The organism is Streptomyces sp. NPDC053076 (genome assembly GCF_044546845.1).
In the GTDB taxonomy this organism is placed as follows: Bacteria; Actinomycetota; Actinomycetes; order Streptomycetales; family Streptomycetaceae; genus Streptomyces.
In genome coordinates, this window is record NZ_JBITZL010000004.1 from 358,253 (window position 1) to 372,776 (window position 14,524).

Consider the following 14,524-nt stretch of genomic DNA (forward strand, 5'->3'; position numbering starts at 1 on the left):
TTCATCCCCTTCTCCGGCAGTACCTTATGAGTGTGCCGGAGACTCAAGCCACTGTTCTGGTCCTGACCGCACTGCCCTTGGAATACGCCGCTGTCCGGGCGTACATCCCGGAGCGGCAGGAACTCGTCCACGTCAAAGGGACCCGCGTCGAGACAGGCCGTCTGCCGGACAGTGCCTGGCGCCTGGCGATCAGCGAGCTGGGAGTGGGGGCCGAGCGTGCCGCCGCGCTCACGGCCCAGCTCATCGACTGGCTGCACCCCGAGGCCGTCCTCTTCGTGGGAGTCGCGGGGAGCCTGAAGGACGACATCGAGATCGGCGATGTCGTGGTGGGCACCCAGGTCTACGAGATCCACGGCGGCAAGCAGACCCACAACGGTTTCAAGGTCCGGCCGAGGGCCCTGCCCGGCTCGCACGCCCTGGAGCAGGCGGCGCGTTCCGCGGCGCGGGACCTGCCGGAGGTCCGGGTGCACTTCGCGCCGATCGCGACCGGTGACGTGGTACTGGCCGACTCCAGGTCCGACATCGCCCGGCACATCGAGGCCCACTACAACGACGCGGGCGCCATCGAGATGGAGGGCTCCGGAGCGGCCCAGGCGGCCCACCTGAGCGGACAGGTGGACGCCCTCGTCGTGCGGGGCGTCAGCGACCGCGCGGACCGGAACAAGCGCCGGGCCGACGCCGGCGGCTCGCAGCAGCGGGCGGCCGCACACGCGGCGACCGTGGCGGTCGAGCTGCTGCGCAAGCACCAGCCCCGCCGCACCGGGTCCGGCGACTCCGAGGAGGGACCCCAGGCGGCGGGCCACGGGGGCGATCACATCGACTTCCGCGGCGGGACCTTCTACGGACGCGTCACCGGCAAGCAGGTTTGAGGCCGGTAAGGAGCGGCAGTACGACTGCCTACCGCGCACTCCTCGCCGAACGCCGGGACCAACCCCACTTCACCCCACCCGCGCATACCCTCGAGCCCCCCGCCAAGGCACCACCGCCCACATCCGCGTCCCACCCCCGGGCTCCCGCGCCTCCCCGAACCCCCACTCCCCCTCACACGCCCGCACCACGCACCCGAGCACGCGCAGCGCCGCCCGCCTTCGCGTGTCGCAGGCCGACGCCAGCCGCTGGTGGCACACCCACGCGCTGAGCCCCGAGGACTCACGGGAACTCATCCACACCATCGCCCGCCGGCTCTGACCCCAGAGAGGAAACCACCATGGCCGACATCACTTGGGAAGAGCCCTTCTGCGCCGAAGGCGACAACTGCTTCCGCATAGGCACCGACCCCGAAGGCAACGCCTACATCGCCGTCTCCGGCCAGGAGGACCGCGCCCTCACCGACTCCCGCGAAGCCCTCCGCGCCCTCATCCGCGAGATCAAGGCCGGCAAGGCGGACCATCTCCTGTAGCCACCCAGGGCTCAATCCCGCGCACACGCATTGACCTGACTAGACCACTCCTCTTACCTTCACACGGCAGCAATCTCCGCGCCACCCCCACGTGTGCTCAGGAGGTCATGCCCGTGCGCCCCACCGCCGCCCTCCCTCTCCTCCTCACCGCCGCCCTCGCCGCCACCGCCCTCACCGCCTGTGGCAGCGGCTCCGGCAGCAGCCCGGACACGGTGAAGGTCTCGTACAAGCAGTCCACCGACAACTCCGTCAAGGTGATGGACACCTACCTCGCCGGGATCAAGAAGCAGTTCGAGCACGAACACCCCGGCAAAAAAGTGGAGTTCGTGCCGATCAAGGCGCCGGACGCCGAGTACTACACCAAGCTCCAGCAGATGCTGCGCTCGCCGCGGACCGCCCCGGACCTGGTGTACGAGGACACCTTCCTCATCAACTCCGACATCACCAGCGGGTACCTGAAGCCGCTCGACCCGTACCTCGCCAAGTGGCCGGACTGGGGCCAGTTCATCGACACCGCGAAGGCGGCTGCCAAGGGCGAGGACGGGAAGACGTACGGCGTTCCCGACGGGACCGACACCCGGGGGCTCTGGTTCGACAAGCGGGTCTTCCGGAAGGCGGGGCTGCCCACCGACTGGCAGCCGAAGACCTGGGACGACATCCTCGCCGCCGCCCGGACCATCAAGGAGAAGGTCCCCGGCGTCATCCCGATCAACGTCTACACCGGCAAGCCGACCGGCGAGCGGGCCACCATGCAGGGCTTCGAGATGCTCCTGTACGGCACCGGCGACGGCACACGGGATCCGCTGTACGACAGCGGCAGCAAGAAATGGATCACGGGGTCGCAAGCCTTCAAGGACTCCCTCGGCTTCGTGGAGACGGTCTACAAGGACAAGCTCGGCCCCGACGTCTCCGACGCCCTCGACCCGAACTTCAACACCACCGTCAACGGCGAGCTGCTCCCCCAGGGCAAACTGGGCATCGCCCTCGACGGCTCCTGGTTGCCGCAGGCATGGCTGCCGGGCAGCGGGCACGAGTGGCCGGACTGGTCGGAGCAGTTGGGACTCGCCGCCATGCCGACGCAAGCCGGGCAGGCGCCGGGCAGGGTGAGCATGTCCGGCGGCTGGACCTGGTCCATCCCGGCCAAGGCGGCCAACCCCGGCCTCGCCTTCGACTTCATCCGCACCTTGCAGACGAAGGACAACGCCCGGAAGTGGTACATCGCCAACTCCGGGATCGCCGTACGGAAGGACGTCGCGTCCGACCCCGCCTACGCGAAGGCCCAGCCCGGCCTCGCGTTCTTCACCGAGCTGGTGGCGAGCACGCACTACCGGCCCGCGTATCCGGCCTATCCGAAGGTGTCGACCGCCGTGCAGGAGGCCATGGAGGGAGTCACGACCGGGGACCTGTCCGTGGCGGAGGCGGCGAGTGGCTACGACGCCACGGTCAAGGACGTCACCGGCGGCCAAGTGGTCCAGAAGTGAGGCGCGGGAACCTGGCCGTCCGGGCCCTCCCCCTCGCCCCCGCCCTGGTCCTGCTGCTCCTCTTCCTCGCCGGGCCGATCGCCTACTGCGTCTGGATCGCCTTCACCGACCTCCAGCTGACCGGTCAGGCCCACTCCTCCTTCGTCGGCTTCGCCAACTTCCGCCGGGCCTTCCGGGACGAGGCGTTCCTGAACGCCGTATGGCTGACCCTGGTGTTCACCGTGCTGTCCTCGCTCATCGGGCAGAACACCCTGGGGCTCGCCCTGGCCGCGCTGATGAAACGTGCGTCGAAGCCCGTCCGTACCCTCGTCGGCGGGGTCGTCGTCACCGCGTGGGTGCTGCCGGAGGTCGTCGCCGGGTTTCTGCTCTACGCGTTCTTCCGCCGCGAGGGCACCTTGAACGCCATCCTCGACTGGCTGCATCTGCCCAGGCAGAACTGGCTGTTCACGCTGCCCATCCTCGCCGTGTCCTTCGCCAACGTGTGGCGCGGGACGGCGTTCTCGATGCTCGTGTACTCCGCCGCGCTGGACGAGATCCCCGCCGAGATCACGGAGGCCGCCGAAGTGGACGGGGCCGGCGGATGGCGGCGGCTGTGGCACATCACGCTGCCGATGATCCGCCGCTCCATCGGCACCAACCTCATGCTCAACACCCTCCAGACGCTCTCCGTCTTCGGGCTGATCTGGGTGATGACCCGGGGCGGACCCGGGGACCGGAGCCAGACGCTGCCGCTGTTCATGTACGAGCAGGCATTCCAGAACAGCATGATCGGGTACGGCACCGCGGTCGCCCTGCTCCTGCTGCTCGTCGGCTCCCTGTTCTCCGTCGTCCATCTGCGTCTGCTGCGGACGGAGGTCTGATGCCCCGCAAGCGCGCCTCGCGGCGACTCGCCGCCGACGTCTCGCTGCTGGCCCTGGCCGTCGCCTTCGCGCTGCCCCTCGCCTGGGTGCTGCTGTCCGCCGTGGACCCGCACGCCGGGCTGCGGGTCCGGGTCCCGGACGGGTTCACCCTGGACAACTTCGACGCGATCCTGACCCCGGACATCACGTACACCCCGCTGCTCAACAGCCTGATCCTGTGCGGCGGCGCGACCGCGCTGACCGTCGCCTGCGCCGCCCTCGCCGCGTATCCGCTGTCCCGGTTCCGGTCCCGGCTGAACCGGCCGTTCCTGCTGACGATCCTGTTCGCGACGAGCCTGCCCATCACGGCGATCATGGTGCCCGTGTACGCGCTGTTCGTCCGGGTGAATCTCATCGACACGCTCCAGGGCACGATCCTCTTCTTCACCGCCTCCCAGCTGCCCTTCGCGATCTGGCTGATGAAGAACTTCATGGACGGCGTGCCGAGGGAGCTGGAGGAGGCGGCCTGGACGGACGGGGCCTCGGCGCTCCAGTCCCTGGTCCGGATCGTGCTGCCGCTGACGGGGCCCGGGCTCGCCGTCGTGACCGTGTTCTCGTTCGTGATGATGTGGGGGAACTTCTTCGTCCCGTTCATGCTGCTGCTCACTCCGGACCGGATGCCGGCCTCGGTGAGCATCAACGATTTCTTCGGCAACCGGGGCATGGTGGCGTACGGCCAGCTCGCCGCGTTCTCCGTGATCTATTCGACTCCGGTGATCCTTTTGTATGTTCTGGTGGCACGACGACTGGGCGGCGGCTTCGCGCTGGGCGGAGCGGTGAAGGGGTGACTTGAGGTAACGCCAGGTCACAGCAGGTGACACCGAGTGCCAGCTCACTCTGCGCGATCAACCCGTACGTTCCTACGATCCGTGATCTCGGTGGAACCGACCGTAGTCAGCGCCTGCCCGCACCCCTACTTTGTGCCGAGTGCGCCACTCAGCCCAACCGAACCCCCCAGCTCCCCCGTTCAACGCCCCGGCCGCCCGCAGGCTCCGCGCCGCGCTGGGCATGGGGCCCGAGCACGTCGCCTACGGGATGCGTGCCTCGTACGGCATGCCGTACGTCACTCCCGATCTCGTGATCGCCTGGGAGCGCGGCACGGTCCTGCCGAGCAATCCCGAACTCACCGCGCTGGCGGGCGTGCTGTGGTGTTCGCCGGGCGAACTCATCGGCCGGCCGAGGACGCTGCGTGAGCACCGCATCGCCCGGGCCGTCGCGCCGGAGGACGTCGCCCGTGCCGTCGGTATGGAACTGCGCGCGTACCTGCGGACGGAGGAGAGCGGGCAGTGGCGGGGCAACGAGCGCCAGTCGGCCGCGCTCGCGCAGATCCTGGACCTCGCCCTGCCGGACTTCGTCGCCGTCACCGGCCGCGAGGCAAAGCTCGCCGATCTGCTGCACAGCGCGGTGACCACTCGCTGGCAGGCTTACGTGCGGCCGGTGATGAAGCTCGCCCCGCTGGAGAAGGGCGTCGTGGAGCACGTTCTGCAGGAGCTGCACCAGGACTACCAGGGGCACATGGCCGCCACCCTCAGCTGGGGCGGCGGCACCAAGAGCGCGAGCGAGTCGGGGACACAGTTCCTGGACGGCATCGTCGAGAACTTCTGGACGGCCGTCGAGCACGGGACGGACTGATCCGGCCCCACGCGGACGGCCGCGACCGGTACGGCTAGAAGACCGACTCGGCCTCGTCCATCCGGTCCTTCGGCACCGTCTTCAGCTCGGTGACCGCCTCCGCGAGCGGCACCATCACGATGTCGGTGCCGCGCAGCGCGGTCATCCGGCCGAACTGCCCGCGGTGCGCGGCCTCGACGGCGTGCCAGCCGAAGCGGGTGGCGAGGACGCGGTCGTAGGGGGTGGGTACGCCACCGCGCTGGACGTGGCCGAGGATGACCGGCTTGGCCTCCTTGCCGAGGCGCCGCTCCAGCTCGTAGGCCAGCGCGGTGCCGATGCCCTGGAAGCGCTCGTGGCCGTACTGGTCGATCTCGCCCTTGTCGTAGTCCATGGAGCCGTCGGCGGGGTGGGCGCCCTCGGCGACGCAGATGACGGCGAACTTCTTGCCGCGGGCGAAACGCTCCTCGACCATCTTGACCAGGTCGGCGGGGTGGAAGGGGCGCTCGGGCAGGCAGATGCCGTGGGCGCCGGCGGCCATGCCGGACTCCAGGGCGATCCAGCCGGCGTGCCGGCCCATGACCTCCACGACCATCACGCGCTGATGGGACTCGGCGGTGGTCTTCAGGCGGTCCATCGCCTCGGTGGCCACGCCGACGGCCGTGTCGAAGCCGAAGGTGCGGTCGGTGGAGGAGATGTCGTTGTCGATGGTCTTGGGGACACCGACGACCGGGAGGCCGGCGTCGGAGAGCATGCGGGCCGCGGTCAGGGTGCCCTCGCCGCCGATCGGGATCAGCGCGTCGATGCCGAACTCCTCGACCATGTCGGCGGCGCCCTCGCAGGCTTCGCGCAGCCGGTCGCGCTGCAGCCGGGAGGAGCCGAGGATGGTGCCGCCGCGGGCCAGGATGCCGCTGACCGCGTCCAGGTCGAGGGCGCGGTAGTGACGGTCCAGCAGACCCCGGTAGCCGTCCTCGAAGCCGATGACCTCGTCGCCGTACTGCGCCACCGCCCGGTGCACGACCGACCGGATCACGGCGTTCAGGCCGGGGCAGTCGCCGCCTGCGGTGAGCACTCCGATGCGCATCGTGCTGTGTCTCCTGCTCGCTGTCGGTGCCGGTGAGCCAGTGCCGATTCTTTCACGTCCGCCGGACCGGTGAAGTCCTGACGGGCGCCTTATCCGGCGGCGGGGGTATTGTCAAGAGGGTTCTGCTCACCTCGGTGAGCGATTTTTATGCCGAAGACGCGACAGAAGCCCCAGAAACGACATGAGGAACGGAGTGGACACGTGACGCGCAGCGTGTACGTGACCGGGATCGACCGCGGTGACGGCCGCCAGGTCGTGGAGCTGGGAGTCATGGAACTCCTGACCCGGCAGGTCGACCGGGTGGGCGTGTTCCGTCCGCTCGTCCACGACGGGCCCGATCGCCTGTTCGAGCTACTGCGGTCCCGGTACCGCCTCTCGCAGGACCCGGCGACCGTCTACGGCATGGACTACCACGAGGCGTCCGCGCTCCAGGCCGAGCAGGGCAGCGACGAGCTGGTCTCCACCCTCGTCGACCGCTTCCACCTGGTGGCCCGCGACTACGACGTCGTCCTGGTCCTCGGCACCGACTTCGCCGACACGCAGCTGCCGGACGAGCTGTCCCTGAACGCGCGGCTCGCCAACGAGTTCGGCGCGTCGGTGATCCCGGTGGTGGGCGGGCGCAAGCAGACCACCGAGTCGGTGCTGGCCGAGACCCGCAACGCCTACCGCGCCTACGACGGGCTCGGGTGCGACGTGCTGGCCATGGTCACCAACCGGGTGGCCCGCGAGGACCGCGACGAGATCGCCGAGCGGCTCGCCGACCGGCTGCCGGTGCCCTGCTACGTCGTACCGGACGAGCCCGCGCTGTCCGCGCCGACCGTCTCCCAGATCGCCCACACCCTCGACGCCAAGGTGCTGCTCGGCGACGACTCGGGCCTGGCCCGGGACGCGCTGGACTTCGTCTTCGGCGGCGCCATGCTGCCCAACCTGCTGGGCGCCCTGACCCCGGGCTGCCTGGTCGTGACCCCGGGCGACCGCGCCGACCTGGTCGTCGGCTCGCTGGCCGCGCACAGCGCCGGCACCCCGCCGATAGCCGGCGTACTGCTGACCCTCAACGAGGTGCCGCGCGACGAGGTCCTCACACTCGCCGCCCGCCTCGCCCCCGGCACCCCGGTGCTGTCCGTGGCCGGCAACAGCTTCCCCACCGCCGAGCAGCTGTTCTCCCTGGAGGGCAAGCTCAACGCGGCCACCCCGCGCAAGGCGGAGACCGCGCTCGGCCTGTTCGAGCGGTACGCCGACACCGCCGATCTGGCCCGCCGGGTCTCGGCGCCGAGCAGCGACCGGGTCACCCCGATGATGTTCGAGCACAAGCTGCTGGAGCAGGCCCGCTCCGACAAGCGGCGGGTCGTGCTCCCGGAGGGCACCGAGGAGCGGGTGCTGCACGCGGCCGAGGTGCTGCTGCGCCGGGGCGTGTGCGACCTGACCCTGCTCGGCCCCGAGGACCGGATCCGCAAGACGGCCGCCGACCTCGGCATCGACCTCGGCGACACCCAGCTGATCGACCCGGCCACCTCCGAGCTGCGCGACGCCTTCGCGGAGAAGTACGCGGCGCTGCGCGCCCACAAGGGCGTCACGGTCGAGCTGGCCTACGACGTCGTCTCGGACGTGAACTATTTCGGCACCCTGATGGTCCAGGAGGGCCTGGCCGACGGCATGGTGTCCGGCTCGGTGCACTCCACGGCCGCCACGATCCGGCCCGCCTTCGAGATCATCAAGACGCGGCCGGACTCCTCGATCGTGTCGTCGGTGTTCTTCATGTGCCTGGCGGACAAGGTGCTCGTCTACGGCGACTGCGCGGTCAATCCGGACCCGAACGCCGAGCAGTTGGCGGACATCGCCACCCAGTCGGCGGGCACGGCCGCGCAGTTCGGCGTGGAACCGCGGATCGCGATGCTGTCGTACTCCACCGGTACGTCCGGCTCGGGTGCCGACGTCGACAAGGTGCGCGAGGCGACCGAGCTGGCGCGCTCGCGCCGGCCCGACCTGAAGATCGAGGGCCCGATCCAGTACGACGCGGCCGTGGAGCCGTCCGTCGCGGCCACCAAGCTGCCCGGCTCCGAGGTCGCCGGGCAGGCCAGCGTGCTGATCTTCCCCGACCTCAACACCGGCAACAACACCTACAAGGCCGTGCAGCGCTCGGCCGGCGCGATCGCCGTCGGCCCGGTGCTCCAGGGCCTGCGCAAGCCGGTCAACGACCTGTCCCGGGGCGCGCTCGTCCAGGACATCGTCAACACCGTCGCCATCACGGCGATCCAGGCCCAGAACCCCAGCGAGAAGGCGTCCCAGCAGTGACCTCCCCCACCCGTGTCCTCGTCCTCAACTCCGGCTCCTCGTCGGTGAAGTACCAGCTCCTGGACATGCGGGACAGCAGCCGTCTCGCGATGGGCCTGGTCGAGCGCATCGGCGAGCAGACCTCCCGGCTGAAGCACACCTGCCGCACGTCCGGCGAGACCCGCGAGCACACCGGGCCGATCGCCGACCACGACGCCGCCCTCAAGGCGGTCGCCGAGGAGCTGAGCCGGGACGGCCTCGGGCTGGACTCCCCCGAGCTGGCCGCGATCGGGCACCGGGTGGTGCACGGCGGCATGTTCTTCACCGAGCCCACGGTGATCGACGAGGAGGTGCTCACCGAGATCGAGCGGCTGATCCCGGTCGCCCCGCTGCACAACCCGGCCAACCTCACCGGTATCCGCACCGCCCGGGCGCTCCGCCCCGACCTGCCCCAGGTCGCCGTCTTCGACACCGCGTTCCACACGACGATGCCGGAGTCCGCGGCGCGCTACGCGATCGACCCGAAGATCGCCGACCGTCACCGGATCCGCCGCTACGGCTTCCACGGCACCTCGCACGCCTACGTCTCCCGTCAGACCGCGCGGCTGCTGGGCAAGGACCCCTCCGAGGTCAACGTGATCGTGCTGCATCTGGGCAACGGCGCCTCCGCCTCCGCGGTCGAGAAGGGCCGGTGCGTGGACACCTCCATGGGGCTGACGCCTTTGGAGGGGCTCGTGATGGGTACGCGCTCCGGTGACCTGGACCCGGCCGTCATCTTCCATTTGGCGCGGGTTGGGGATATGTCCATGGACGAGATCGACACTCTTCTCAACAAGAGGAGCGGCCTGTTCGGTCTGTGCGGGGACAACGACATGCGGGAGATCCGCCGCAGGGTCGACGAGGGTGACGAACAGGCCGCGCTCGCCTTCGACATTTACATTCACCGGATCAAGAAGTACATCGGCGCCTATTACGCGGTGCTCGGCACGGTGGACGCGGTCGCCTTCACCGCCGGGGTCGGCGAGAACGCGGCACCGGTGCGGGAGGCGGCGATCGCGGGCCTGACGGGCCTGGGCCTGGCGGTCGACCCGGAGCGCAATGCCGTGCGCGGGGGCGAGCCGCGGCTGATTTCGCCCGAATCCGCCCGGGTGGCGGTCGCCGTGGTGCCGACGGATGAGGAACTGGAGATCGCGAACCAGACCTACGCACTGGTCGGAAAGAACAACTGAATTGCAGCACCTGAGCGGTGCGGCACTCATTTGTATCTTCCGCCAGACGGAATATTCCGTAGCGAAACAAACCGATAGGATCGCCCCATGCGCCGTTCGAAAATCGTCTGTACTCTCGGCCCCGCGGTCGACTCCCACGAGATGCTCGTCGCCATGATCGAGGCGGGCATGAACGTAGCCCGGTTCAACTTCAGCCACGGCACCCACACCGAGCACCAGGCGCGGTACGACCGCGTCCGGGCCGCGTCGAAGGAGACCGGCCGCCCCATCGGTGTCCTCGCCGACCTGCAGGGCCCGAAGATCCGCCTGGAGACCTTCGCCGAGGGCCCGGTCGAGCTGGAGCGCGGTGACGAGTTCGTCATCACGACCGAGGACGTGCCGGGCGACAAGCACATCTGCGGTACGACGTACAAGGGGCTGCCGGGCGACGTCTCGCGCGGCGACCAGATCCTGATCAACGACGGCAACGTCGAGCTGAAGGTCCTGGACGTCGAGGGCCCCCGGGTGAAGACCATCGTCATCGAGGGCGGTGTCGTCTCCGACCACAAGGGCATCAACCTGCCCGGCACGGCCGTCAACGTGCCCGCGCTGAGCGAGAAGGACGTCGAGGACCTGCGCTTCGCCCTCCGCATGGGCTGCGACATGGTCGCCCTGTCCTTCGTCCGCGACGCCAAGGACGTCCAGGACGTCCACCGCGTCATGGACGAGGAGGGCCGCCGGGTTCCCGTCATCGCCAAGGTGGAGAAGCCGCAGGCGGTGGAGAACATGGAGGACGTCGTCGCGGCGTTCGACGCGGTGATGGTCGCCCGTGGCGACCTCGCCGTCGAGTACCCGCTCGAGAAGGTCCCCATGGTGCAGAAGCGCCTGATCGAGCTGTGCCGGCGCAACGCCAAGCCGGTGATCGTGGCGACCCAGATGATGGAGTCGATGATCACCAACTCCCGTCCGACCCGCGCCGAGGCGTCCGACGTCGCCAACGCGATCCTGGACGGCGCCGACGCGGTCATGCTGTCCGCCGAGTCGAGCGTGGGTGCCTACCCGATCGAGACGGTCAAGACCATGTCGAAGATCGTCGTCGCGGCCGAGCAGGAGCTGCTCGCCAAGGGCCTGCAGCCCCTCGTCCCCGGCAAGAAGCCGCGCACCCAGGGTGGTTCGGTGGCCCGCGCCGCCGCCGAGATCGCCGACTTCCTCGGCGCCAAGGGGCTGGTCGCCTTCACCCAGTCCGGTGACACCGCGCGCCGGCTGTCCCGGTACCGCGCCTGCCAGCCGATCATCGCCTTCACCACGGACGAGTCCACCCGCAACCAGCTCACCCTCAGCTGGGGCGTGGAGTCGCACATCGTGCCGTTCGTGAACACCACCGACGAGATGGTCGACCTGGTGGACCAGGAGATCGCCCGGCTGGGCCGCTTCGACACGGGCGACACCGTCATCATCACCGCCGGCTCGCCCCCCGGGGTGCCCGGCACCACCAACATGCTGCGGGTCCACCACCTGGGCGGCCAGAACAACTGACCCGCCCCTGAAGGGCGTTGTACGGCACTGAGGGCGCCCCCTGCGAACAGGGGGCGCCCTCGGTGTGCCGCGGCTCCCGAACCGGCTTGTGTGACCGCTCAGTCGGTCGTGTACACGTGCATGCCGGGTACGTGCAGGTTGCCGCCGAACTGCGCCGCCTGGATCACCTTGACGTTGGTGAAGTAGATCAGCGGGATGTTCAGCGGGGGCGGGCTGTCGGGGCTGAACGTCACCGGGATCAGCCCGAAGAGGTTGCCCGAGATGCTCTCGGTGTACATCACCGTGTCGCCGCCGGTGATGGTGGACGTCGAGCCCTTGGACGCCTGCACGTGGTAGGTCTTGTTCGCCTGCTTGTCCTGCACCGTCTGGTGCAGGTCGCCGATGTCGGTGCCGCCGGAGATGACGTACTTCAGCACCTTCTTCCTGGTGCCGTCGGCCGTCTTCACCTCGACGATGCCCTGGTAGTCGGCGCCCTTGAGGAGCAGGGAGCTGGCGTTCAGGTGCCAGGGGTCGTCCGCCACCGGCACCTTGTTGTCGATGCCGCTCTCGTCGTCCGTGGCCACCGGGCAGGCCTCCGCGGAGGCGGACTCGCTCGCGGACGGGCTCGGCGTGGCCGACCCGGTCGCGTCCCCGGCCGCCTCGGTGGCGTCCCCGGCCGTCCTGGAGACGGTGTCGGTGGTGTCCTTGACCGTGTCCCCGGCCTTCTTGGCCGTGTCCGTGACCGTGTCCCCGGCCTTCTTCGCCGTGTCCTTGACGGTGTCGGAGACACCGCCACCGCCCGTGGAGGACGAGCCGGAGCCCGAGGAGCCGGACCCCGCGTCGGCCGACGAGCCCGAGCCGGACGAGTCCGAGGTGCCCGACGAGGACGACGGGGACGACGGGGACGCGGACGGCGTCGGGGTCGCGGACGGAGTGCCGGAGTCCGAGTCCTTGTGGCCGCCGGTGAGGATGTCACCGATCGTGTCGCCGATGGTGTCGAGGACACCACCGCCACCGCCCTGGGGCGTCGCCGGCGTCTGCGCGTCCGTGTCACCGCCCGCGTCCGAACCGGTGCCGGACGAACCGGACTCCGAGCCGGACGAACCGGACTCCGAGCCCGCGGAGCCCGAACCGGAGCCGGAGGTCGCGGTCGGCGCCGGCGTTGCCTTGTCGCCGGAACCTGAATCCGGCGAAGAGGTGCCGCCCGTGCCGTTCGTGTCCTCGGTGCCCGTGGTGTCCTTGGCGTCCTGCGTGTCCTTGCCGTCGTCGCTCGCCGAGGGCGTCGGCGTGGCCGAGTCCCCGGACGTGCTTTCCGACGCGGACGGCGACGGCGAGGCCGAGGGGTCCCCGGAGTCGTCCAGCGCCTTGACGCAGTCCTTGTACTCGTCGGCCGTCAGGCTCTTGGCCGAGGTCGACGGAGAGGGGCTGCCGTTGTTGTCGGCGAGGGCGAGCGAGGACGTGAAGCCCATGCCCACGAGTACCGCCGTGGGCATCGCCACGGAGGCTATGGCCTTGCCGGCCGGCATGTGGAACCTGGTGAAGAGCGGCTTCCTGGGGGCCGCGTGGCGGGGCCCGGTTCTCGCGCGGGACCCGTCCACGTCGGTCCCGCGGGTCACCTCGTCAGCCGGCACTGTGCCTCCCGTTCGCCCCGTTGGCCGGGCTCGTTCCTGACAGGTCGTTCTCCCACGGCGCCTTGTAGGGCCCGGAGGGGCGCACACCGCCCGTGGGGTCGGTGCCCTGGTGCGGCACCGGTGCCGTGTCGGGGGCGCCATCCTCGCCCGGGGCCGCCTCGGCAGGCGGCTGCTGCTGCGGAGGCGCGCCCGGCGCCCAGGCCACGGCCATCGACCCGCCGATCAGGGCGAGCAGGAAGCCCATGACGAAGCCGCCGAAGTTGGCCACCGGGATGGACACCAGCGCCAGCAGGATCGCCGCGACGCCCGCGAAGACGCGTACGTGCTTCTGGAACCAGAGGCTGATGCCCAGCACGATGAGCAGCACACCGATGATCAGGGACCCGGCTCCCGCGGTGGTCGCCATCGCCAGCGTCAGGTGCCCGAACTGGAGATGGGCGTACGGGAAGTACATGATCGGAAGGCCACCGAGCATGACGAGCAGACCGGCCCAGAACGGACGCGTGCCCCGCCAGGCGCGGAACTGCAGCCTCCGGCTGGTGAACTGACCGGATGCGGCGGCAGGAGTCTCGGCGCTCATGGAAAACAGCTCCCTGGTGCGGCGTTGCTGTGGTGGTGATGCGTGCCGCGCGTGAGGACGCGGCCGGAGAGTGGACGGGCGGGGGCGCCACCGGCTCCCCCGCCCGTCAGCGAGTGCCTAGAAGCACTCCTTGACACCCGTCGCCAGCGACATGTGAAGACCGCTGAGCTTGAAGGTGCCGGCGGTGGTCGCCCACGCCGTCTGCTTCACGCCGACCAGCGTGGCCTTGTCGGCCTGCTGCGCGAAGCCGAAGGGGTTGGCCTGCTCACCGCCGCCCTTCATGCCCGGACCCTTGGAGGCGTCCTTGGCGGCCACACCGATGTCGATGTTGTCGAACGTCGCGTCGGCGTTGAGGTCGGCGACGTCGATGTAGATGTTGTCGGCCTGGACCTTGTCGTGGCCCGCGCCGCCGGCGCGCAGGATGAGGCTGACGTTGCCGAAGATCGGCACGTCCGGCGTGACGACGGACTGGCACAGGTTGGTGATCTCGGCGTGCTTGAACGCCGAGACGGCCACCGGGTGAGCCGTCTTCTTGCCGTCCATCGTGTAGCCGCTGTCGATGGCACCGTACTGCTCGAAGCCGGTGCCGACGAGCTCGTCGGCGGACACCTTGAACGACTGGCCGGACACGCTGAACGAGGCAGCGAGAGCGCCCTGCGCGAGGGCGACACCTATACACGCCGTGGCGGCCACGCTGGGCACCATGACCACAGCGAACCGCTTCCATCTGGTCCCGCCACGCACCTGGGACTCCATATTTCCTCCTTCTCGGACGTACATCTCCTGGCTCGGACTCGCCGCAGCGGCGGCTCAGCCGGGCAGGGATGGGAGAAGTGCTACGTCCTCGG

Annotated in this window: 13 protein-coding genes; 9 read left to right on the plus strand and 4 right to left on the minus strand. The window is 69.7% G+C overall.

All coding sequences use genetic code 11. The features are described 5' to 3' along the window. The first annotated feature begins 26 nt into the window (after positions 1–26). The 6 genes from ACIGYR_RS19025 (at position 27) to ACIGYR_RS19050 (ending at position 5,411) form a co-directional block, all read left to right on the plus strand. A complete protein-coding gene (locus ACIGYR_RS19025) occupies positions 27–869 on the plus strand; it encodes a nucleosidase (RefSeq protein ID WP_399598048.1) in 843 nt (280 codons plus the stop codon). Positions 870–1,207: 338 nt separating this feature from the next. Continuing rightward, positions 1,208–1,399: a hypothetical protein gene (locus ACIGYR_RS19030; RefSeq protein ID WP_399598045.1), complete on the plus strand. Its 192-nt coding sequence runs from the start codon at positions 1,208–1,210 to the stop codon at positions 1,397–1,399. Positions 1,400–1,506: 107 nt separating this feature from the next. After that, positions 1,507–2,880 carry an extracellular solute-binding protein gene (locus ACIGYR_RS19035; RefSeq protein ID WP_399598042.1) on the plus strand — a complete coding sequence of 458 codons (1,374 nt, stop codon included), beginning with the start codon at positions 1,507–1,509 and terminating at the stop codon, positions 2,878–2,880. Then, positions 2,877–3,740 (plus strand): carbohydrate ABC transporter permease, encoded by an 864-nt coding sequence (locus ACIGYR_RS19040; RefSeq protein WP_391840946.1) that lies wholly within the window; start codon positions 2,877–2,879, stop codon positions 3,738–3,740. The genes ACIGYR_RS19035 and ACIGYR_RS19040 overlap by 4 nt, the downstream gene beginning before the upstream one ends. Further along, positions 3,740–4,567: a carbohydrate ABC transporter permease gene (locus ACIGYR_RS19045; RefSeq protein WP_399598038.1), complete on the plus strand. Its 828-nt coding sequence runs from the start codon at positions 3,740–3,742 to the stop codon at positions 4,565–4,567. The genes ACIGYR_RS19040 and ACIGYR_RS19045 overlap by 1 nt, the downstream gene beginning before the upstream one ends. A 130-nt stretch (positions 4,568–4,697) precedes the next feature. Further along, complete coding sequence (locus ACIGYR_RS19050; RefSeq protein WP_399598035.1) at positions 4,698–5,411, plus strand: XRE family transcriptional regulator; 714 nt, start codon at positions 4,698–4,700, stop codon at positions 5,409–5,411. Between the two features lie 34 nt (positions 5,412–5,445). Here ACIGYR_RS19050 and ACIGYR_RS19055 read toward each other — a convergent pair whose 3' ends face one another. Beyond that, a complete protein-coding gene (locus ACIGYR_RS19055; protein WP_399598032.1) occupies positions 5,446–6,471 on the minus strand; it encodes an ATP-dependent 6-phosphofructokinase in 1,026 nt (341 codons plus the stop codon). Between the two features lie 201 nt (positions 6,472–6,672). Here ACIGYR_RS19055 and pta point away from each other — a divergent pair, with 201 nt between their 5' ends. The 3 genes from pta (at position 6,673) to pyk (ending at position 11,486) form a co-directional block, all read left to right on the plus strand. After that, a complete protein-coding gene (gene pta, locus ACIGYR_RS19060) occupies positions 6,673–8,763 on the plus strand; it encodes a phosphate acetyltransferase (RefSeq protein ID WP_391840938.1) in 2,091 nt (696 codons plus the stop codon). Continuing rightward, positions 8,760–9,971 (plus strand): acetate kinase, encoded by a 1,212-nt coding sequence (locus tag ACIGYR_RS19065; RefSeq protein ID WP_391840936.1) that lies wholly within the window; start codon positions 8,760–8,762, stop codon positions 9,969–9,971. The genes pta and ACIGYR_RS19065 overlap by 4 nt, the downstream gene beginning before the upstream one ends. An 87-nt stretch (positions 9,972–10,058) precedes the next feature. After that, a complete protein-coding gene (gene pyk, locus ACIGYR_RS19070) occupies positions 10,059–11,486 on the plus strand; it encodes a pyruvate kinase (RefSeq protein ID WP_391840934.1) in 1,428 nt (475 codons plus the stop codon). Between the two features lie 98 nt (positions 11,487–11,584). Here the strand turns inward: pyk and ACIGYR_RS19075 are convergent, their stop codons facing one another. The 3 genes from ACIGYR_RS19075 to ACIGYR_RS19085 all read right to left on the minus strand — a co-directional run bounded on the left by ACIGYR_RS19075 (position 11,585) and on the right by ACIGYR_RS19085 (position 14,432). Next, the gene (locus tag ACIGYR_RS19075) at positions 11,585–13,096 is read right to left on the minus strand and encodes a hypothetical protein (RefSeq protein WP_399598028.1); all 1,512 of its coding nucleotides are present in this window, start codon (positions 13,094–13,096) and stop codon (positions 11,585–11,587) included. Beyond that, positions 13,086–13,676, minus strand: coding sequence for a DUF6114 domain-containing protein (locus tag ACIGYR_RS19080; RefSeq protein ID WP_399598026.1), 591 nt, complete (start codon positions 13,674–13,676; stop codon positions 13,086–13,088). Before ACIGYR_RS19080 ends, ACIGYR_RS19075 begins: the two co-directional genes overlap by 11 nt. A 117-nt stretch (positions 13,677–13,793) precedes the next feature. Further along, positions 13,794–14,432 carry a DUF6230 family protein gene (locus tag ACIGYR_RS19085; protein WP_399598023.1) on the minus strand — a complete coding sequence of 213 codons (639 nt, stop codon included), beginning with the start codon at positions 14,430–14,432 and terminating at the stop codon, positions 13,794–13,796. Positions 14,433–14,524 lie beyond the last annotated feature (92 nt).

Coding starts and splice junctions, on each gene's coding strand:
- ACIGYR_RS19025 (WP_399598048.1), top strand. CDS start 27: ATGAGTGTGCCGGAGACTCAAGCCACTGTTCTGGTCCTGACCGCACTG.
- ACIGYR_RS19030 (WP_399598045.1), top strand. CDS start 1,208: ATGGCCGACATCACTTGGGAAGAGCCCTTCTGCGCCGAAGGCGACAAC.
- ACIGYR_RS19035 (WP_399598042.1), top strand. CDS start 1,507: ATGCCCGTGCGCCCCACCGCCGCCCTCCCTCTCCTCCTCACCGCCGCC.
- ACIGYR_RS19045 (WP_399598038.1), top strand. CDS start 3,740: ATGCCCCGCAAGCGCGCCTCGCGGCGACTCGCCGCCGACGTCTCGCTG.
- ACIGYR_RS19055 (WP_399598032.1), bottom strand. CDS start 6,471: ATGCGCATCGGAGTGCTCACCGCAGGCGGCGACTGCCCCGGCCTGAAC.
- pyk (WP_391840934.1), top strand. CDS start 10,059: ATGCGCCGTTCGAAAATCGTCTGTACTCTCGGCCCCGCGGTCGACTCC.
- ACIGYR_RS19080 (WP_399598026.1), bottom strand. CDS start 13,676: ATGAGCGCCGAGACTCCTGCCGCCGCATCCGGTCAGTTCACCAGCCGG.
- ACIGYR_RS19085 (WP_399598023.1), bottom strand. CDS start 14,432: ATGGAGTCCCAGGTGCGTGGCGGGACCAGATGGAAGCGGTTCGCTGTG.